This is a genomic window from Bifidobacterium sp. SO1 (assembly GCF_018555335.1).
GTDB classification, from domain to species: domain Bacteria; phylum Actinomycetota; class Actinomycetes; order Actinomycetales; family Bifidobacteriaceae; genus Bifidobacterium; species Bifidobacterium simiiventris.
The window spans coordinates 25,331-45,298 of sequence record NZ_JAFEJR010000022.1 but is presented as its reverse complement, the minus strand read 5'-3'; the positions used below and the strand labels follow the sequence as shown (position 1 = coordinate 45,298).

Annotated in this window: 24 protein-coding genes; 5 read left to right on the top strand and 19 right to left on the bottom strand. The window is 63.6% G+C overall.

Annotated features, from left to right (window positions below):
- Window positions 1–87: 87 nt before the first annotated feature.
- The 3 genes from JS541_RS13165 to JS541_RS13155 all read left to right on the top strand — a co-directional run bounded on the left by JS541_RS13165 (window position 88) and on the right by JS541_RS13155 (window position 5,218).
- Window positions 88–1,638: an InlB B-repeat-containing protein gene (locus tag JS541_RS13165; RefSeq protein WP_214374948.1), complete on the top strand. Its 1,551-nt coding sequence runs from the start codon at window positions 88–90 to the stop codon at window positions 1,636–1,638.
- A gap of 40 nt (window positions 1,639–1,678) precedes the next feature.
- Window positions 1,679–4,198 (top strand): hypothetical protein, encoded by a 2,520-nt coding sequence (locus tag JS541_RS13160; RefSeq protein WP_214374946.1) that lies wholly within the window; start codon window positions 1,679–1,681, stop codon window positions 4,196–4,198.
- Between the two features lie 147 nt (window positions 4,199–4,345).
- On the top strand, window positions 4,346–5,218 hold the full coding sequence (locus JS541_RS13155; protein ID WP_214374945.1) for a hypothetical protein: 873 nt from the start codon (window positions 4,346–4,348) through the stop codon (window positions 5,216–5,218).
- A gap of 33 nt (window positions 5,219–5,251) precedes the next feature.
- Here the strand turns inward: JS541_RS13155 and JS541_RS13150 are convergent, their stop codons facing one another.
- Entirely contained in the window at window positions 5,252–5,836 is a 585-nt protein-coding gene (locus JS541_RS13150; RefSeq protein ID WP_214374944.1) for a hypothetical protein, read from the bottom strand.
- A 104-nt stretch (window positions 5,837–5,940) separates the two neighbouring features.
- Between JS541_RS13150 and JS541_RS13145 the strand changes: the two genes are divergently transcribed.
- Window positions 5,941–6,300, top strand: coding sequence for a hypothetical protein (locus tag JS541_RS13145; protein WP_214374943.1), 360 nt, complete (start codon window positions 5,941–5,943; stop codon window positions 6,298–6,300).
- On the opposite strand, the gene JS541_RS13140 is transcribed toward JS541_RS13145, so the two are convergent.
- The 5 genes from JS541_RS13140 to JS541_RS13120 are packed head-to-tail and all read right to left on the bottom strand — an operon-like array spanning window position 6,297 to window position 8,641.
- Window positions 6,297–6,614 carry a hypothetical protein gene (locus tag JS541_RS13140; protein WP_214374942.1) on the bottom strand — a complete coding sequence of 106 codons (318 nt, stop codon included), beginning with the start codon at window positions 6,612–6,614 and terminating at the stop codon, window positions 6,297–6,299. The genes JS541_RS13145 and JS541_RS13140 overlap by 4 nt on opposite strands.
- 37 nt (window positions 6,615–6,651) lie before the next feature.
- Complete coding sequence (locus tag JS541_RS13135; protein WP_346428316.1) at window positions 6,652–6,933, bottom strand: VRR-NUC domain-containing protein; 282 nt, start codon at window positions 6,931–6,933, stop codon at window positions 6,652–6,654.
- Complete coding sequence (locus JS541_RS13130; RefSeq protein ID WP_214374941.1) at window positions 6,927–7,334, bottom strand: DUF2336 domain-containing protein; 408 nt, start codon at window positions 7,332–7,334, stop codon at window positions 6,927–6,929. Before JS541_RS13130 ends, JS541_RS13135 begins: the two co-directional genes overlap by 7 nt.
- Window positions 7,331–7,603: a hypothetical protein gene (locus tag JS541_RS13125; RefSeq protein WP_240539369.1), complete on the bottom strand. Its 273-nt coding sequence runs from the start codon at window positions 7,601–7,603 to the stop codon at window positions 7,331–7,333. Before JS541_RS13125 ends, JS541_RS13130 begins: the two co-directional genes overlap by 4 nt.
- Before the next feature lie 39 nt (window positions 7,604–7,642).
- Window positions 7,643–8,641 carry a hypothetical protein gene (locus JS541_RS13120; RefSeq protein WP_214374939.1) on the bottom strand — a complete coding sequence of 333 codons (999 nt, stop codon included), beginning with the start codon at window positions 8,639–8,641 and terminating at the stop codon, window positions 7,643–7,645.
- A gap of 109 nt (window positions 8,642–8,750) precedes the next feature.
- Between JS541_RS13120 and JS541_RS13115 the strand changes: the two genes are divergently transcribed.
- Window positions 8,751–9,962 (top strand): hypothetical protein, encoded by a 1,212-nt coding sequence (locus JS541_RS13115; protein ID WP_214374938.1) that lies wholly within the window; start codon window positions 8,751–8,753, stop codon window positions 9,960–9,962.
- Here the strand turns inward: JS541_RS13115 and JS541_RS13110 are convergent.
- From JS541_RS13110 to trpA, 13 genes are all read right to left on the bottom strand, one after another.
- Window positions 9,959–11,335, bottom strand: a complete 1,377-nt coding sequence (locus JS541_RS13110) for an SNF2-related protein (RefSeq protein ID WP_214374937.1) — start codon at window positions 11,333–11,335, stop codon at window positions 9,959–9,961. The two genes, JS541_RS13115 and JS541_RS13110, sit on opposite strands and share 4 nt — an antisense overlap.
- A 314-nt stretch (window positions 11,336–11,649) precedes the next feature.
- Window positions 11,650–12,012: a C4-dicarboxylate ABC transporter gene (locus tag JS541_RS13105; protein ID WP_214374936.1), complete on the bottom strand. Its 363-nt coding sequence runs from the start codon at window positions 12,010–12,012 to the stop codon at window positions 11,650–11,652.
- Between the two features lie 81 nt (window positions 12,013–12,093).
- Window positions 12,094–12,681 (bottom strand): MerR family transcriptional regulator, encoded by a 588-nt coding sequence (locus tag JS541_RS13100; RefSeq protein ID WP_214374935.1) that lies wholly within the window; start codon window positions 12,679–12,681, stop codon window positions 12,094–12,096.
- Window positions 12,682–12,747: 66 nt separating this feature from the next.
- The gene (locus JS541_RS13095; protein WP_214374933.1) at window positions 12,748–13,185 is read right to left on the bottom strand and encodes an FHA domain-containing protein; all 438 of its coding nucleotides are present in this window, start codon (window positions 13,183–13,185) and stop codon (window positions 12,748–12,750) included.
- Window positions 13,186–13,200: 15 nt separating this feature from the next.
- Entirely contained in the window at window positions 13,201–14,034 is an 834-nt protein-coding gene (locus tag JS541_RS13090) for a DUF881 domain-containing protein (RefSeq protein WP_214374932.1), read from the bottom strand.
- Between the two features lie 3 nt (window positions 14,035–14,037).
- The gene (locus JS541_RS13085; protein WP_152357535.1) at window positions 14,038–14,370 is read right to left on the bottom strand and encodes a small basic family protein; all 333 of its coding nucleotides are present in this window, start codon (window positions 14,368–14,370) and stop codon (window positions 14,038–14,040) included.
- 2 nt (window positions 14,371–14,372) lie between these two features.
- Window positions 14,373–15,299, bottom strand: a complete 927-nt coding sequence (locus JS541_RS13080; protein WP_236036872.1) for a DUF881 domain-containing protein — start codon at window positions 15,297–15,299, stop codon at window positions 14,373–14,375.
- Window positions 15,300–15,413: 114 nt separating this feature from the next.
- The gene (locus JS541_RS13075; RefSeq protein ID WP_214374931.1) at window positions 15,414–16,058 is read right to left on the bottom strand and encodes a CDP-alcohol phosphatidyltransferase family protein; all 645 of its coding nucleotides are present in this window, start codon (window positions 16,056–16,058) and stop codon (window positions 15,414–15,416) included.
- 12 nt (window positions 16,059–16,070) lie between these two features.
- Window positions 16,071–16,922 carry an ATP phosphoribosyltransferase gene (gene hisG, locus JS541_RS13070; RefSeq protein ID WP_214374929.1) on the bottom strand — a complete coding sequence of 284 codons (852 nt, stop codon included), beginning with the start codon at window positions 16,920–16,922 and terminating at the stop codon, window positions 16,071–16,073.
- A gap of 72 nt (window positions 16,923–16,994) precedes the next feature.
- On the bottom strand, window positions 16,995–17,258 hold the full coding sequence (locus JS541_RS13065; protein WP_214374928.1) for a phosphoribosyl-ATP diphosphatase: 264 nt from the start codon (window positions 17,256–17,258) through the stop codon (window positions 16,995–16,997).
- A 45-nt stretch (window positions 17,259–17,303) separates the two neighbouring features.
- Entirely contained in the window at window positions 17,304–17,972 is a 669-nt protein-coding gene (rpe, locus tag JS541_RS13060) for a ribulose-phosphate 3-epimerase (RefSeq protein ID WP_214374926.1), read from the bottom strand.
- 64 nt (window positions 17,973–18,036) lie between these two features.
- A complete protein-coding gene (lgt, locus tag JS541_RS13055; RefSeq protein ID WP_214374925.1) occupies window positions 18,037–18,966 on the bottom strand; it encodes a prolipoprotein diacylglyceryl transferase in 930 nt (309 codons plus the stop codon).
- Between the two features lie 113 nt (window positions 18,967–19,079).
- Entirely contained in the window at window positions 19,080–19,949 is an 870-nt protein-coding gene (trpA, locus tag JS541_RS13050) for a tryptophan synthase subunit alpha (RefSeq protein ID WP_214374924.1), read from the bottom strand.
- Between the last annotated feature and the right edge of the window lie 19 nt (window positions 19,950–19,968).

Here is a 19,968-nt window from a genome sequence, read left to right as displayed (position 1 = left end):
GAGACACCCTAGAACTACACCCGTGAGTTCGACGGGAACGTCAGATGGGTAAAAGAGACAGCCTCCGACCGGCATAGCCGAACCGGCATGAACAAGAACATGCTGAAAACCCGCGGGGGGGGGCGTAGGCTCGCCTGCCTGACCGCCATACTCCTCCTCGCCCTGACCGCCATAACCCCCGCGCACGCCGCCTCCTCATACCGGATGCAGGACATCGGCTCCACCGCCCTCAACCTCACCGACCAGACCGGCGCCGTCGTCAAACACACGATCGACGGGAAAACCACCGTCAACGGGATCACCCCTATAGGCAACAAAACCGTCATCCGCCTCGAAATCCACGGCACCGTCAGCAGGCGACTCAGCCAAGGCGACACGATCATCATCCCACTGGGCACGACAGGCGAATCCCATTTCCGCAACGACCGGAAGAACACCGTCATCAACCTCAACCCGACGGTCAACGATTCGGCGGGCAACCGGCTGTTCGACGCGAAAATCGACCGTACGAACGGGAACCGGATCATCCTCACCGCCACCCAGTACACGGCCGGCCTCTCCTCAAGCACATTCACGCTACGCCCCGAATTCACCCTGTGGAACGACGCCACCACCCGAGGCGCGCTGCTCGGCACCACGAGCACATGGACGATAGCAGGGCGCACGCTCGCCTTCCCCAACACCGCGCTGACCAACAGGAAGACCTTCGACCGCGCCCTGAACGTCACCTCCCGCAACTCCTTCGCGAACGGTTTCTCCATGTACTGGAGCAGCCGCTCCGGCGACGACATCAACAGGATCCTCGCCGGACAAACCCCCGCCATCCCCCAGACCCAGGATCGGATCCTCACCGCCCGCATCACCCCACTGGACGGGCCGATCAGCAGAATCACGACCGACGGATTCCATGACCAGTGGAGGCTCGGCTACGATGCGAACACGCTCGGCGTGCTCGACTGGAGGGATGTCCGAGGCTGGACGGGAACCACGATCACCGTCGCCTCCGCGAATGCGATCAGCAGCCCCGCAAACGCGGCGAAGACGCTGAAAAGCGGCCAGCGCGCCATGTTCAAGGACAAGGACGGCTCATGGTGGTACGCCGTCAACCTCGGCCCATTGAAAGACGACAGCCTCCCCGAATACGACATGAGCGACCGGATCACGCAAAGCGCCTACGACAAGGCGCGAAAGCTCGGACTCACCACGCAGGTCAGATTCGACGGCCCCAGCGTCTTCTTCACCGTCAACGGGGTCAGACAGAGGGCGAAGATCGACTGGCAGAGCAGTCCCGGCGGCAGCGGCACGCTCACCCTGTCGAACAGTCTCACCAGCAACGACGCTTCCGGCCATCCGCTCGGATGGATCGCCTACGACGGCAACGGGGCGACCGGAGGAGACACCCCGTCCCAAAGCGGTCCGGAAGGCGACAAGGCCACGATCCGCGACAACGGGTTCACCCACCCCGGCTACACGTTCACGGGATGGAACACGAAACCGGACGGGACCGGAACCGCCGTCAACCCCGGAGCCTCCTCCACGTTCGTCAAAACCGGACTCACCCTCTACGCGCAATGGAAACGAAGCACGACGGGAAGCCTCCCCGCCACAGGAGGACGCCCCTGGTGGCTGGGCGCATAGAAAAGCCATGTCGTACGACGAACGCAAGGAGAACACAAGTATGGATGAAAGGCTGAAACGCCCCATCGCCGCCACGATGACGGCGATCACGCTCATGGGCGGCATGACCGCCACCGCCATGGCCGACGACACGACCATGCGGAACCCGACGGGCGACAGCGGCGAACACAAGGACACCGGAGACGCGCAGACCACATACGAACGCTCCCAACTGAAGGACACCCGGATCGTCGCCCACACGGACGACGACGGGACCGGCAGGGGAACCATCCTCGACATCGACCCGTCAACGGACGATGAGGGCGAAACCCCCAACGCCACCCTCCGGTTCGACGTCACCGGACTCCCGGACGGATGGACATCCACGGTCGGGGAAAACAACGAAGACGAGTGGACGATCATCATCTCCACCCCCGACAAGGGCATCCCCCAGTCGTGGAGGCTCACGATCCGCCGCGCCGCGGCCGACCGCACCGTCACGGAAGCGTTCTCGAAAACACTCACGGACGCGAAGGACATCCTCGACCACGGCGCGGACGCGTATGCGAAACCCGGCCTGGACACGCTGAAAAACCAATACGACAGGGCCGCCGCCATCGACGCGAAGCATGCGACGAAAACCCTCCTCGAAACATGGACCGGCACGCTCACCCGCGCCATCGACGCGCTCACCGTCACCAACTGGACGTTCCAGGGCAAAGACTTCGACGCGAAGGGAGCATGGTCGGGCGGCGAATGGAAACCGGACGGCGAACCCTCCGCGAAGGATCTCACGATCACCGGCGGGCTGAAGGGCCACGAACGCACCCTCAACCCCACCGTCGGCAAGGACACGACCGTGATGAACGTGCTCGGCATCACCGAACATGCCGCATCATACACGGCCACGACTCCCGACGGGGCCACGCTCACCATCCCCGTCTCCTACCGGACCGGCACGGAGATCACGATCCCCGTCAAGGACAAGGATCCGATCCGCTTCGTCAAGGACGGCACCGGTTTCAAGGCCACCCTCCCCCAGGACACGCTCAACAGGGACAACACGATCCCCGACGCGCTGAAGACCGTCACCCTGTCCGACGGGTCGAAACTCACCCTGCAATGGGATGCGCCGCACGTCGCCCGCAGTGAGGCTTCCGCCCGATTCTGGCTGGCGGAGGCCACGACGCGGGATGCGACGGTCGCCGGACAGCCCGTCACCGTGACGATGAGCGCCGCCCGAGCCTATGATCCGACCCTCACCGTCGCACTGGAACGCCGCGACTCGAAGGGCGAATCACGTGAGATCACTCTCCCCGACGGCGTGTTCAAGGATCTCACCGACGTGAAGGACGCGACGATCACCGCGCCCATGCTCCCCTATGAGGCGATCGGCGACCAGTACACGGCGAAGACCGTGACCGGCGTGGACGTGACCGCCGACGTGACGAACGGGCTCGGCGACAACGGGGAGCGAGTGTTCACCGTCAAGGCGACCGTGACCGGCGAGGACGGGAAGACCATGACCCGGACGATCACCATCCGCCAGCCGTTCGACAAGGCGATCCGCAAGACCGAGAACCCGAATGCGGCATTGGAGTCGATCAACGTGAACGGGAAGACCATCCAAGGATGGGATCCCGACATTCTCGACTACACGATCAGCGCAGGCGAACACGACAGGGTGACGGTCGGGCCGGTGGCCCGCGACGGACAGACCGTGAAGGCATCCGACGCGACCCAGACCGCCTACACGACCGTGCAGCATTGGACGGTCACCGCATCCGATGGTTCGAGCCGCACGTATACGGTGACGCTCGTCCGCGACCATAAGACCCCCACCGCGGATGAGGCGTTCACGCCAAAGGATGCGACAGACACGGGCGGCACCGCTGACGCGCCGTCCGAGTCGGAGACCGGGGTGAAAAGCGTCGGCTGGCTGCTCGACGGCGACTATCACAGGGCGGATAAGGATTCGTATACGATCCCCGAAGGCGGCTCGTTCGCGTATGAGACGTGGAAGGGGCAGACGGTACGAGTCCAGTCGGGCAGGGTGAAGGGCATGACCTGGCGGTACACGCTCGGCGTGCTCGCCCCCGACCATCACTCGTACGCATCCCACGAGTATGAGGTCACGTATGTGACCGCGGCCACGTCGAAGGCCGAACTGACCGGCATCAGCGTCGACGGGAAACCCGTCAAAGGGTTCAAACCGGATACGCTCGAATATGAGGTGTCGGTGAATGATCCGAACCGGTATGTGACGACCGCCCAATGGGACAAGCCGACGGGCATGAGCGTCACCAAGCATGCGGATGGGACGGTCACCACTCTGACGGCGACCAGCGCCGACGGCCTCCATTCCCGCACGTACACGGTGAAGGCGAAGAGGACCGTGTTGGATGCGGCCGCGGAAACGCTGGCCGAAACCGGGTCGACGATCCGCGTCGCCCTGGTCGGCGTGATCATCCTCACGCTCGCCGGCGCGGCCGTCGCCCTCGCAGCCCACTTCCGCCGTCGCAAAGCCGACGATGATGCGACGGTGGCCGACACGCCGTCGAATGAGGGAACGGAGGAGTAGCCTCCGGTCCCGATCGCCGACGGGCGTCATGACAGGGGGTCGGTCTTCCCGCGGATGGGAGGCCGGCCCCTGTATTCTTCTCCGGTCATGGCATAGGAGCCTCCCAACGAAGCAGCCCGAAGGCGTGACCGTAAGGAGACGGGGATCATGACGGTTGACAGGAACGGGATGAGCCATACGGCGAAAGGCAGACCGGATGGCGGCCGATACGAGTCGAGGAACGACGGGCATGGCGGCGATTCGGACATCACCGACCCGACGCTCCCCTTGGATGAGGACAACAAGGCGCGACTGGATGCGACATGGCCGGACAGGATGACGGCGCTCAGAAACGCCGGCCTGCTGGAACCGTACGAGGGGGCGATCAGTCTCAGCCGTCGCGGCGACGGGTACGGTCTGACCGCCCACGGTTTCGACGGAAACGGGGGGTGCGAGATCGAATACGATCCCGCGGGCGCGCTTTCGGGCGGCATCTCCTTCCCCGACGGCGCGCCGGAGGCGTACCGGATCGCCACCGTCATGGAGCCTCCCGCATGGATGGATCTCCAGCCGGTCAAAGACTGGCGGGAGGGGAGAATCGATTCGGTGCGCATCTGGACGATCCAGCCCGCCGGCGTGATCACAGATCCGGATGATCCGGACGACATGTTCTACACGGACGCGTCCGATCATGTCGTCTACTGCGCGGAAAGGGACACGCCGCCCCAATGGGAGGATCGGCTCGACCGGGAGCCGGAGCTTCGCGACGCTCTGGCGAACGCGACGATGAACCGGCGTGACGTGACCGTCTGGCCGGGCAATACGGGTGATCCGGTCGTCTACGTGGGCGACCGTCAGGGGCGGGAGCTGATGCGCGTCGGCATCGTCGGCCCCGACTCCCCCCTGCCGGTCCCATGGATCGAAACCACCGGCCCGGACGGGGAACGTCATTTGGATTATCCGGATACGGGCGAACCCGGCCTGGAGGAGCTGATCGACCTGCGGCTCGACACGGCGCTCAATCGCAGGAGGGGCATCTGATGGTCGTCGACGTGAACGGCATGAGCCACAGGCCTAAAGGACTGCCAGCCAGGGTTGCCGGCAACTACGACGGAAAAACCGGCGTGAACGGCGACTTCCGACCTGATCCCGCCCGACCCGGACACGCTCGGCCGTCTGGATGCGGGCCTCGCCCGCCGGAACGGATTGGATCGGTTGAAGGAAACGATCGGCGGCATTTTCGACGATCTGCATGATCCGAATCTGTTCGTCACCGACAATCCGGCCGACGGGCGGCTCCTGATCGGCAGTCGGAGCACCGGCCGTCTCATGCTCATCGACGCGACCATCGAAAGACAGGATCCGCACCGGTTCGTCGAATCCATCGCACGATGGCGGACCGGCGACACTGATCCGGAACGGGTGACGCTCACCGTCACCGATCTTGGCGTAGACAGGCCGGAGCATATCCGCGCGGCGATCATGGGCGCCTACGACAGCCGCTGGCGGGCCGGCGGGAACACGATCCTCCAATACGATCACCTCCCCATGAACCCCGACGAGTACGATGACACGTCGAACGATCGAGATCCGATCCGCCTGCTCACCGGACTGGCGAACAGGCTCCGATACCAGGATGAGACGGACATCGCCTCCCATGATCCCGATCTTGAAACGATATTCGACAACGATATTCGACCGGCAGATGGATCACACCACCGGACTGCGCCGATCCGACTCCGGCGAATGGGCCGTCGACCCGTATGCGACCGGCGGGGACAGGGATCTCCGCCCCCCAATGGGCTGATCCGAAATCGGAATGGCATGCGGATGCGCGCAACGACTTCGCGGTCTCCCGGCTCGTCTCCGACTACGGAAGCCGATTCTGCTATCTTGACGAATGGGGCGAGGAGCCGGCCCCGGATGACGCCCGACGGATCACGGAGGCGTACGGGCGTGAATTCGATCGGATCTTCACCCAGAGACGCGAACGGATGATCCGGGAGATCGCCGGCCAATTGGCGGATCATCCGGATCGGCGGCTGGCCGAATGGGCGGCCCGCCAGCATATCCCACGACTGGCCGAAGCCGGCCGAAACGCACTGGATCGGATCAAAGCCTAACGGACGGGTTCAAGAATTCCCGTGTACGGCCGGTTATCGCACACCCCGTACCGGTTGCCGCGGATTTCACGGATCTCCCAGTCGGGATCGTAGGCGAGGACCGTCCAGTCGCCGAACATGTCAGCCTCGGTTTCGGCGACGCGGATCGCCTCGTCATGTTCGCCGATCCCGTTCGCCTCCATGAGCCGATCCATGATCCGGAACGTCTCGTCGCGCCCCAGTTCATCCTCCAGTTCGGCGCCCAGCCATGGGGTCATGATCGCGGGGATAGGCTTCCGCATGTCCACTTCGCCTTGATACGTGTCGACGATCATGATGCCCCGTCCTTTTTCGATGGTTCCGTTGGACGGCTCATGCGTCCGCTTCGACCGTCTCCCGGAAGAACCGGTCCGCGTCGTCGACGACATGCACCGGCCAGCCCAATGCGGCCAGCCGGTCATGCATCACGGTCTGGGAGGGTCGCGGCCGGCCGCCCGGCCTTTTCAGTTCGACCAGATACAGCCGCCCGTCGGGCAGGAACAGCAGCCTGTCGGGCACGCCTATCCGGCCGGGCGACACCCATTTGAACGCGACGCCCCCATGCCGTCGCGCCAGTTCGCACAGTCGCCGCTCCACGGTCCGCTCCCTCACCACGGGAACCCCCTTCGTTGCGGCTCATCCAATGGGGCGGGCGCGGAGCGCAACAGTCCGGCCGCATCATGGTCGCCCAGCGCGTCAAGGACGCGCGGATCATGATCCTCCGAAAGGCGGCCGCGCACATGATCATTCAGATCATTCCGTCGGGCGACCGCCAGTCGCACATCCGCATTCGAATCCCAGGCGAGATCCTCCACGGTCCGCTGATCCAGGTCCGGGCGCATGGCGATCGTCGCCCTGACGGCCGGACTCGGATCACGGGCCAGACGTCGGATGATGCGCGACGGCAGATCCCGGCGGGCGGCGAGCATGCGGATCACGGGGTTCGGATCATACGCCGCATCCGTCGTCGGCAGCGACCCCTCCGCCAGCATTCCCGCCTGTCGTCTCCAGTTCATGCGACCGGCTCCAATCCGGCCGCATTCCGGGTGGCGCGCATGCCCAGTCGGCACAGCGCCTCCGCCTGACCGTAGGAGAGTCCGGGAGCGAAACGGCCCAGACGACGATACGCCTCATCCAATGTGCGCCGATCGCGTGCGGGAAGCCCGCGGAGAATCCGGTTCGCCTCCGCGAACATGAGCGAATCCTTCTCCAGGATCGCGTACGCGCTCATCATCCGTTCCGACCCCTCACGGTTCAGCGCCTCGGCCGCGGGTTCAAGCATCATGTCCATGTCGTTCATGCATTCGTATATGCGTCAACCCGTCTAACCGATCCACCGATCCTCGAACCGTTCCGGCAGACGCCATGATCCCGCATTCGGGAAGCCTATCATCCGGCCGATTTGTTTGAGATCATCCCTCACCCAGCCGGATGGTTCGACCGGATGGTTCGACCGGGGGGCGAACCCGTCCAGACAGGCGAAATCGTCCGTCCGCCAGTCGCGGGCTACCCCCGCATGCTGACGGGGCCGATCCTCGCAGAATCCGCGAAGACGGTTGCGGATCGTGCCCGTGTTGTCCCCGCGTCCCGCCTCCAGCCAGACGACGTGCATCCGTTCGCATCCGGGATGATCCAGCACGCGATCCCACCGGCGGAACTTCGCCTCCAGCGTACGGTTCGTGCTCGCGGTCAGCTCTATGAACACGATCCGGTCTCCGCCGATCATGGCGAGATCGGGGCCGCCGCCTCCCATGAGCGGATCCAAGGTGATCCGGTCGAACCGGCACCACGCCTCCCCCGCCGTCAGCCAGCCCGCGTCACGTGCCCGGACGGCGATGGTCGCGGTGATCAGATTATGCCTGTCCGCCTGCCGCGCCGCGGACAATGGGCCCGAACCCAGTCCGGCGATCTCCATCGGATTCCAGCCGAATTCCACGGCGAGCCGTTTCCTGTCGACCGGCCGGTATCTGGGAAGGCGGAATGCGGTGAACCCGCTCGTATACGGGTTGCTGGTCGCCCTCCCGTCGACCCTGGCGGGGAAACCCATGTCGATGAGGCGCATGGCGGCCATGCTCAGGTAGAGTGCGCTTTGCGGGCGTGCGGGGAGCATCCGGTCGAGATCATGCAGCTGGCTGCTTTCCACGGTGCGCATGCTGCGGATGAGGGTGAGCGCGTGAAGCATCTGGATCCGGTTCCGGTTGAGGAATGCGAGCGCCTCATCCGGGTCGGGCAGCCATTGCGGCGGGGAGGCGAGCGCGGAATGCCACCAGTTGAGCTCCTCGCTGCCCTGCCACCATTGTTCGTCGAACGGGTCGAATGCCATGACGGGCACCTATGCGTCTGTCGGCGTGTCGCCCATCGTCGCCGGTGGTTCGCGCCCATAGTCGAAACCGTGTGCATGCGTCCGGACGCATGCACACGGAGTGAGTGTTATGACATCGGGACACGGCCCCGTAAAGCCGATGGTGGAGGACAGGTTCGCGAATCTGATGAGGATCGCCCCAAGCGAATGGGAGCGGGTCCTGTACCGGTATTCGAATCCTCGCATACCGAACACGCCGGCCTGGAAGCTCGCATGCTTTCTGCGTGACGATCGTCTCGCTTCGGAAATGGTCGCGAACTGGATCGAGGATCAGGCCGTGAAGGCCATGGAGCGCGGCAATGTGATGACCGGCGCTCTGCTGACGAACATCTGCCGTCGAACAAGCCTGGAGACGCTCATCCACCAGCATACGGGGGCGAGCGTTCGTCTGATCCGCGCCGGCTCCCGGTATGAGAAACGTCTCGCCGCCTACATGGCCGACCATTCCGGCCGCTGCCCGTCCCGAAGCATCCGGGAGCGTCTGTGGGATGAGGCCGTGGATGCGGACATCGAACGACAGAGGAAGGCCATCGCCAAACGCGAGGCGGAGCGGCGGAAGAAGGCCGAAGCGGAGGGGGATGAGAGGAAGGATGAGAAGAGGAAGCCGGGCGAGATCGTATGGCTTCCCTACCATGACGGCCGCTCCTCCCGCCCCGGGGCGACCGTCGTCTCGTCGATGGGCGGATTGCGCGAATGGGATGCGCTGTTCGAATCCAGGGAGCGTCATTTCCTTGAGGGGGATGATCATCGCGCGGATTCGGATCCGGCCCTCGCCTACCGGGATGAGCCGGAGTTCATCCCGGATGCGATATGGCTGGAGGAGCATCATGTGACGGTCGACATGCTGGCGAGACTCACCGTGGAGGACTGCAGGATGCTTGGCGTCGATCCGATGAGCCTGCCTCTACCCCGGGGTGCGAAGCGTACGGAGGCGCTCCAGAATCTGACCGGACTGCTGGGCGATCCCATGCTCGCATCCGCATTGAGGAAGGCGAATCCCCGGATGCGGACCCGGATGATGCTCAATCGGATCGGCATGCTCCGCCGCTGCGCGGAGACGGGTCTCCTGTTCGAGAAACTGTCCCGCGAGCATCCGGAGTGGGATGTGATGCGATCATGGCACGTCGCCTGCCGGACGTTGGGCGTGCGCGGCATGCGGGAGACGGTGGAGGATTACCGTGAATACTGCCGTCAGGCCACGGATGCGGCGGAATGGTGTCGCGTCCGGCTGGATGCGCGTCGTTCGCTGCAGGTCCCGGACGGTAGCCTGATGCATGTCTAATCGTCCTTGAGGGTGCTCATGACCGCCTCGTGGAGTGCGATGCGGCCGTCGAGCACCTTTCTTTTTCTCGCGTCGACGGTGCCGGATTCCAGTAATCGGTGGACGCGTACGGGATGCCTCTGCCCCTGCCGGTGGAGACGGTCGCAGGCCTGCCGGTAGTCGTCGAATGACCATGGGAGGCTGGTCCATACGATGTCGTGTCCGCCGGATTGCATGTTGAGCCCGTATTTCGCGGCCTGCGGGTGCGCGGCGAGCACATGGATCTCCCCCTTGTTCCACTGGTCGATGATGTTCGGTTCGTGGATTTCGCGTAGTCCGGGGATGCGGTCGCGCATCCGGTCGAGTTCGTCCGTGTACTGGTAGAACACGAGGATGGGCGTGGCCGTGTCGTGGATGATCCGGTCGAGTTCGTCGAGCTTCACGTCGTCGAACCGGCCGATGCGCCTGTCCTCGTCGTCGGGGTCGGGGTAGAGGCAGCCGCAGGTGAGCTGGCTGAGCTTGCCGGTGAGCACTCCCGCGTTGGCGGCGGTGACGGTGATACCGTCGGGCAGTTCGGCGACCATGTCGTGCCGCAGATGCTCGTATTCGGTCCTCGTGTCGTGGGGCATGTCGAGCCAGTGGTCGACGGTGATCATGGCGGGCAGGCCGGGGAGCATGTCATGGGCGGTCATGGACAGGCAGAACGGTCGGATCAGGTCGAGGATACGCTCCTGTGCGCCGGGTTTCGGCTTCCATGAGACGGGCCGTGGCATGCCGCCCGCATTCACGTACCGGTCGGGGGTGAACCATTTCGTCCGGTAGCGGGTGATGCTCGTGTCCAGGATGCCGCTTCGGTCGATGATGCTGATTTCGCCCCACAGGTCGAGGAGGCTTTTCGTGGCGGGCGTGCCGGTGAGTCCCAGCACCCAGTCGGCGTGGCGGGCGTGGCGGCGGAGGATGCGGCTTCGCGTGCTTCCGGGCGTCTTGAAACCGGAAAGCTCGTCGACGATGATCCCGCTGTACGGCCAGTGTTTCAGGGTTCTGTCGAGCCAGTCGAGGCTGTCGCGGCCGATGATCGTCACCGTCGCGTTCCGTTCGATGGCCTTCAGCCGCTGTCTGGGCGTGCCGACCGCGGCCGCCCAGTCGAGATCGTGGAGATCGTGCCATCGGGCGAGTTCGTCGGGCCAGCTGTTGCGGGCGACGAGCGCGGGCGCTACGACAAGGAACCTGCCGTCCGGGTTCTCCTCGTGGAGAATGTCCATGATCGCGATGCTGGTGAGCGTCTTGCCGAGTCCCGGTTCAAGGAACAGGCCACAGCCCTTCACGGGCGTGCGGAACGCATCCAAGGCGAAGCGTACGGCCTGCTTCTGGTATTCATGCAAGGGACTGGTCATATCCCGTCGCATGCGTCGCCGATCGTCCGAAAGCCGGGATGATAGGCACGCTTAGGCACGGAATCGTTGTACGCTCCTGCCCGGAAGTCCGGAATTCCAACCGAAACCGGGTCGCCCTGACCGAATGTACGTTATGTCAGATTGCGCAGCAATCGGACATAACGTCTCACGGTTATGTCGCGAGACGTCACTGGGCGTTGCGTCTTGCTGACATAACCGCTCGTCTTTGGCAAGCTTCGCTTCGCTGGCTTACCTTGGTGGGTTTGCCGGAGACGACGCCGCATATGGAAAAATTCTCATACAGGAATGTGCGATCATCGCTTGGCATGTAGTATGCGGTCGATCTGCGTGCGCTCGGCGCGTTTGGATTGCATGAACATCAGCACCCATTCGGCGATCACCGGGATGATGGCGACTATCGCACCGACGATCTGATAGCGGTCGTACCAAGCCAGCATAACGGCGTCGATGTCGTGCTGCAGCAGCATCAGCGCTAGAAATGGCACGGCGCACAGCACCACGGAACATACCTGTGCGTAGATCACGGTCCAGCTGACCGGCTCGACCTCAGGATGACCGCCGGCGAACAGATGGCCTCGCACCACGCATATCACGCATACCGCCGCGGACCAGCACAGCGAAAACAGCCACAGCAGCAACGGCAGCAGATCGATCATACAGTCCTTCTCCCCGCCCCTGTTCAGTTCGTCGTTTCAGCACAGTCGCAGCAATTGCACGATGATGCCACATGCGGGCAGTTATGCGGCTTCCTGACGTCGGGCTTTGTTCTCGGCGATTTTCTTACGCATGCGCATCGCGGTGAGCTCGTCGATCGGACGTCCCGTCACGATGGTCATCGGAGTCTTGTCCAGATCGACGTAATCCTCGTTTTCCAGCGCCTTTTCGATCTGGTACCACAATGAGCTGACCGATACGGCAAAGACGGCCTTGCCGCTTTGCAGCAGGTCGAGCATCTGCTCGCTGGTCGTGCATTCATGAACGTGCTGCCCGTCGCACATGATCGTGATGTGCTCGAGCTGTCCGGCGGTCCGCTGGGCGAGGAACCCGATCGCGGCCGTCACGTTCTGCAGGTTCACTCCGGCATCCAGCAGACGCTTGGAGACGGCAAGGATCAACACGTCCTTGAAGGAGTACAGGCGTCTCGAACCGGAACCGTGCGACGGAGTGATCGAGGGCTCGACGATCTGCTTGCGCGCCCAGTAATCCAACTGCCGATACGTGATGCCGGCGACCTTCGACGCGACAGTGCCCCTGTAGCCACGCTTGGCGTCCTGCTCCTCCCCCGCGGTGAACAGCTCACCTTGGATGGCCTGCCGCACGCTCATGGCACAGCTCCCTTCTGCAGGACTCCTCCGTCACCGTCAGGACACGGGGATGCTCGTCACCGTGAATCAGGCGATCACGGCGGACTTGGTGAAGAACACCAGACGGAACTTGCCGATCATGATCTCGTCGCCGTTGCGCAGCGTCGCACGATCCACCCGTTGGCGGTTCACGTACGTGCCGTTCAGGCTGCCCGCGTCGACGACCTCGAACGTGTTCCCGGTGCGGCGGAACACCGCATGCGAGCGTGACACGGTCGAATCGTCGAGCAGGATATCCGCGCGAGGGTCACGGCCGACCGTGATTTCATCCTCGTCCAGCAGGTATCTGGAACCGGACACCGCGCCGCGGGTGGACACGAGCAACGCCGTGCCCTCGGACAGACGCGCGATCGTGTCGAGATCCTCCTGGGTCAGCGGACGATCGCCGGTGGTCGTGATCGGGATGGTGATGGCAGGCAGGCCGATGATGGTCGTTTCGCCTGCGGTAGGAATCGGATTCGTCATAATGCTCCATTGTACCTATTCGATCGGCGTTGCGTACTGATATTGCCGCGCCTGTCGCGTTTCGTCGATTTTTACCTCGTCTTCGGTGGATACGGACACGTCCGCACCGTACTTCACCTTGAGTCGGGAGCCGACGCCGCCGGCGATGTTCACGGCATTCGCCAGCGCCTGAGGATCGCCGATCGCCTTGACCACATACGGCGTGTCCAGCGTTTCGCCGTCGCAGATCAACGTGCCGTCAGTCGTTTCGCTAATGTAGGTGGACGTGACCACGCGCACCGTGTTGATGGCGATCACCTCGGCTCCGGCGTTGCGCAGCTCCTCGAGGAGCGTGAACATCGTTGACGCGTCCACATTGGCCTTGGATCCCTTGGTGATGTGGATGATCACGCCTTCGCCCTTCGCGGCGAGTCGGCCGGAAAGGATACCGTTCGTCTCCTCGTTCTGCTTGGCGATCTTTTGGGCGGCGGCCTGCTTGTCGGCCGTGGCCTTGAGCGAATTGAGCTGGCTGGTCAGTTCGCTTTTGCGCTGTTCGAGGCTCTGCACCTGATTGCTGGTCTCGTTGATCAGACGCACCAGTTCGTCCTCGCTCATCGTCTCGTACGTGGATTTCGTGTTGTTGATCTGGATCATGTAGGCGAACGACAGCAACGCGCACATGACCGCTATGAGCAGGCTGGTAACCAGCCGCATGCGTGTCGCGTTCGCGTTGAGCGAACGCTTCCCTCCTCTGCGTTTGCGCACGACCGGGAACGAGCCGGTTTCGGTATGGTCGTTTGCCTTGTCCTGCGCATGCTGGAGGTGCAACCTGGTCAGCATGTCCTGCGGATGACGTTTGCGTCGTGCCATGGCTCAGCCCTTGAAGATGAACCGGCGGATCGCCGATACGTTGGAGAAGATGCGGATGCCGAGCACGACGATGACGGCGGTCTGCAGCTGCGAGCCGACGCCAAGCTGGTTGCCGAGGAACACGAGCAACGTCGCCGTGACCACATTGGAGATGAACGAGATCACGAACACTTTGTCGGAGAAGCTCCGTTCGAAATATGCGCGGGCCGCGCCAAGCAGCGCATCCAGCGCGGCGACCACCATGATCGGCAGATACGGCTGCAGTACGACCGGAATATCGGGTTTGACGAACAGGCCGACGACCACGCCAATGATCAATCCCAACACCGCTGCCATCGTCATTCGTCCTTTCTCATATAGGAAAGATTGCCTAAAGATGCCGCTTCCAGTGTAAGCGATCTGGACTTCGAAACCTGCGGATAGATGCCCGCTTTGGCGAATGATTCGTAGAGTTTCGGCTGCTGGGACGAGCCAAGCGCCTCGGCGAGGGCATTCCTGTCACCGATGGCCTCGATCCGGTACGGGCTTTGCACCGGGTTGACCCCCACCATGATCGTCTGACCGGCCGTGCGGATCGAGGTCTGCACGCCGATGCGGAACCCGTTGATGGAGATGGCCTCGGCTCCCGACTGCCACAGCAGCGACACCAGCAGCTGCAGGTCGGCGTCAGAGACCACACGGATCTGCGACGCCGTGCTGTCGCGATGATAGGTGCCATTCGCCGAAGTGTCGTCGGTCGCCAGGGGGTTGGCGATCGTGAGCACGATGCCTTCGCCGCTGACCTTGGACAGTCCGTTGACCATTTCGTCCTGGGTGAGCGTGTCGTTTTGCGATACATCGCCCAGCTGTTTCGACTGCTTGGTCACCTCGCTCTGCAGGTTGGCGACCTCGCCGTTGAGCGCGTCGACGCGCGTGTTCAGTCCTTCCAGTTCGTTGGCCCAGTTCTGCCGCACTTCCTTACGCGGATCGGTGTGCAGCTGCTGCACGAACAAACAGCTGTAGAACCCGACCACGATGCAGATGAGGAACACCACGACGCGGGTGAGCCAGACCTCCCACGTGGGCGTCTTGCGGCGTGAGGCAAGACGGGAGTCCGAGAACAGAGGATCCATCGGACGGTTCGTCAAATCATCCAATAACTGCAATGAGCCGTCGTGCGCCTTGCGGCGGTGCCGACGGGACGCCTGTCCGACATCAAGGGGCAGCGAGGCGTGATGCGACGCGATCGCGGACACCGAGCTGGAGAACACCGCCCTGCGATGCATCGAGGCGGCGTCGACCGGTACGGGAAACGAGACGGGGCGCTCTTCTGGTTCGGAGCGTTCCGTCTCTGCGGAATCGAACGTTTCCGGCTCCTGCTGCATCACGTCGGTCATGGGTCAGTCGACCTCGTCGCGCACGCGGACTGCGGTGCCGGCGGTGTCCGCGACGCGTATCAGACGGATGCCCTGACGCAGGTAAATGTATCCTGCAAGCCAGTACAGTCCGACACCCCAGATGCCGGCGGCCAACGCGGCCAGATGCAGCAGATCGACCATCGGGTTGGTCCAGATGTCGCAGAAAATGAGCGCGGTGATGGAGATCATGAGCATCGCAGTACCGGTTTTGCCGACAAAATTGACCGGCAGCGGGCCATAGTCGTGCTGGGCGAGCACCAGCACCAGCACACCCATGAGCAGGTCGCGCAGTCCGACGATGATGATCATCCACCAAGGGATGATGCCCGCGATGCCGAGCGCGAGCACACTGCACAGGATCAGCAGACGGTCGGCGATCGGGTCGAGGATCTGGCCCACCTTGCTCACCTGGTCGAGCACTCGTGCAAGGATGCCGTCCACACTGTCGGAAATGGCGGAGACGGCGAGCACGGCCAGCCCTTCGATCATGTGATGCTGCGCGACCAGCGCCGCGATGATCGGGATCGAGATGATGCGCAGCAGACTGATCATGTTCGGGACCGTGACGTAGATGTCACGGGGTTCCGGACTGTATTTCTTGCTGAACTTGCGTTTGAAATCGAACATGCGGCGGATGCGTCAGATTCTCGAAGCCTGCAGTGCGGTCACGATGATGCCGCGCGCACCGACCTCGTACAGCTGATCCATCAGGTGGTTGACCTTCGCCTTGGGTACCATGACGCGCACGGCCGCCCACTGCTTGTCGTGCAGCGGCGAGATGGTCGGGCTTTCGAAACCGGGGGTGACGTCCACCGCGGCGGCGACCTTGGACACTGGGATGTCGTAGTCCATGAGCACGTACCGCTGCGCGGTGAGCACGCCTTGCAGACGACGGGACAACTTGACCAGACGTTCGTCGTGCTCATCGAGACGCGGCGAACGAATCAGTACCGCCTGGGAGTGCAGGATCGGATCGGCGAAGATGCGCAGGCCGGCGTTGCGCAGCGTCGTACCGGTGGACACGACGTCGGCGATGAGATCGGCGACGCCGAGTTGCACGGACGATTCGACCGCGCCGTCGAGGTGGATGGTCTCCGCGTCGATGCCGTGCGCGGCCAGGTAGTCGTGCACGAGCTTGTCGAAGGATGTGGCCACGCGCTTGCCTTGAATGTCCTCGAGTGTGCTGATCGGGGAATCGTTCGGGGCGGCGAAACGGAACGTGGACGCGCCGAAGCCGAGCTCCATATGTTCCTTCGCCTCGGTTCCCGAATTCAGCAGCAGGTCATGGCCGGTGATGCCGACGTCGATCGTGCCGCGACCGACGTACACGGCGATGTCGAGCGGGCGCAGGTAGAACAGTTCGACGTCGTTGTCCGGATCCTCCACGACGAGCTGACGCGGGTTCGACCGCAGACGGTATCCGGCTTCGGACAGCATGTTCCATGCGGGTTCCGACAGCATGCCCTTGTTGGGTACGGCGATTCGCAACATGATTTTCCTCCCCTTGGGCCGGTGGCTATCCGCTCTCGTGCGGCGATGCGGGGCAACCGGCCCGGTTCGATTTCACAGGTACTTGTATACGTCTTCGAGCGTGATGCCGCGGTCGATCATCATCACCTGCAGATGGTAGATGAGCTGGCTCATCTCCTCGGCGGTGCGGTCGGCGCCCTCGTATTCGGCGGCGATCCACGTCTCCCCCGCCTCCTCGACGATCTTCTTGCCGATGAAGTGGGTGCCCTTGTTCAGCTCGTCCACGGTGAGGGATCCGGCCGGCTTGGTGGCAGCCTTGTCGCTCAGCTCGGCGAACAACGATTCGAAGGTCTTCATGCCTTGTCTCCTTGGTATGCGGGTATACGGCTGATGTGCGTGGACTCAGGCGCGGAACGCGGCCTGGGCCTTGGCGCGGATGTCGTCGATGGCCTGGGCCGGGTTCTCGGCGCCGTATACGGCGGAGCCGGCCACGAGCACGTCGGCGCCGGCCTCGGCCACGATGTGCGCGGTCTTCGGGCTCACGCCGCCGTCGACCTGGATCTTGGTGGCGAGGCCGCGACGAGTGATCTCGTCACGAAGGCGACGCACCTTGGCCATCTGGTTGTCGAGGAACTTCTGGCCGCCGAAGCCGGGCTCGACGGTCATGACGAGCACCATGTCGAACTCGTCGAGGATGTCGAAGATTGGTTCGACCGGCTCGGCCGGGCGCACGGCGAAGCAGGCCTTGCAGCCCATGTCACGCAGCTGGCGGGCCAGACGCACCGGCGCATGGGTGGCGCCCATGTGGAAGGAGACGGACGCGGCGCCGAGCTTGGCATATTCGGGGGCCCAGCGGTCCGGGTCCTCGATCATGAGGTGCACGTCGACCGGCAGGTCGGTGACCTGGCAGATGCGGCCGACGATCGGCTCGCCAAGGGTGAGGTTCGGCACGAAGTGGTGGTCCATCACATCGACGTGAACGAGATCGGCATTGGAAATGGCCTTGAGATCGCGCTCGAGGTTGCAGAAATCAGCGGACAGGATGCTGGGAGCGATTTGAATCGTAGTCATGGTTGCCTATTCTATGGAGTCTGAGCGACGAACGACCCTGTACGGCGCCGTTCGTCGCGGTTGTTCATTGATTGTTCGTCTTCGGCTTGCCGCCGTCGGCGATCGACTGGCGTTCGAGCTCGTCGGCCGTGACCGAGGTAAGCCTGCGGGACAGCGCTTCGCTGTCGCCGCCGAAGCGCCAGAGCAGGACGAACAGGACACATCCGAGGATGAAGCACAGGATCGCGGTCCACACGTTGATGCGCAGGCCGAGGATGATCGTCGAGTAGTTGATGCGGATCATTTCGATCCAGGTGCGTCCGAGTCCGTACCACATGAGGTACATGGCGAACTGCTGTCCGGCCTTGAGCACTCCCCATAACTTGTGTCCGAGCCATACGATGATGGCCGCGCCGATGAGGTTCCAGATCATCTCGTACAGGAACGTCGGGTGGAACAGCGTGCCGGTCGGGCATGCCTGGCCGTCGTAGCAGATCTCGGTTTTGCCGATCGCGTCGGCGTCGTTGAGCTTGAGCCCCCACGGCAGGGTGGTCGGTTTGCCGTACAGCTCCTGGTTGAACCAGTTGCCGAGGCGTCCGATGGCTTGCGCGACCATGAGCCCCGGGGCGAGTGCGTCGGCGAGCAGTGCGAACGGGTAGCGCTTGTGGCGGCACCACAGGAATGCGGCCAGCGCGCCGACGGAGATGCCGCCGAAGATCGCCATGCCGCCCTCCCACACCTTGAGGATGTTGACGAGGCTGCCGGTGGGCGGAAAGTACTGGTCGGGCGTGGTGATGCAGTGGTAGAGGCGCGCGCCGACGAGTCCGCTCGGCACGGCGACGAGTGTGGTGTCGAGTACCTGGTCGAAGGTGCCACCGACGCGCTTCCAACGTGTCGTCAGGATCGCGACGGCCGCGCAGATGCCGATCAGGATGCAGATCGCGTACATGCGGATGGTCACCGGTCCGATCTGGAAGTATGAGAACGTCGGTGATGGAATATAAGCCAGGTTCATCGTGGAATGCTCGCCTCTCTACTTTTGGATTGCCTCTGCCAGCCTACCGCAGTTCGGCCGGAACCGGTGGCTTTGGGGACCGGTTCCAGCCGAGACCACGGACCCGTCGCGCCCTAGCGCGCGTTGTGGATGCCGTCGGCGAGCGATTCGGTCTTGGCTGCGAGATCCTTGAGCCCTTCGGCCGGGTCCTTCGCGGTCCGGTCGTCGTCGTTCAGCAGCGTGTGCACGAGCGCGGATCCGACGATCACGCCGTCGGCGTACGCGCCGACCTTCGCTCCCTGCTCGGGTGTGGACACGCCGATGCCGACGCACACGTTCTTCGCGCCGGCCTTGCGGGTGCGCTCGACCAGCGTCTCCGGGGACGCGTCGATGGAAGCGCGTTCGCCGGTCACGCCCATGCGGGCGGCCGCATACACGAAGCCTCGTGCGTTCTTCGACACGACGGCGAGTCGTTCGTCGGCCGAATCAGGCGACACGAGGAAGATGCGGTCGAGGCCGTGACGGTCGGACGCCTCGATCCACTCCCCCGCCTCGTCCGGGATGAGGTCCGGGGTGATCAATCCGGCGCCGCCGGCGTTCTCGAAGTCACGGGCGAAGCGTTCGACGCCGTAGTGGTAGATGAGGTTCCAGTAGCTCATGATGAGCGGCACACCGCCCGCGTTCGCCACGGTTTCGACGGCCTTGAACACGCCATGGATGCTTTCGCCGTTGTTCAGGGCGATCTGGCTGGCGGCCTGGATGACCGGGCCGTCCATCACCGGGTCGGAGTACGGCAGGCCGATCTCGACCGCGTCGACGCCGTGCTCGACCATCGTGCGCAGCGCGTCGAGCGAGACGTCCGGGTTCGGAAAGCCGTACGGCAGGTAGCCGATGAACGCGGGCTTGTTCTCCGCCTTGAACGCGTCGAACATCGCCTCGGTGCGGCTGGGCTTGTGGCTGATGCCGAGGGGCTGGCCCGACGGCGTGGTTGCTGTGTTCGTCATAATCGATTCTCCCCTCGTT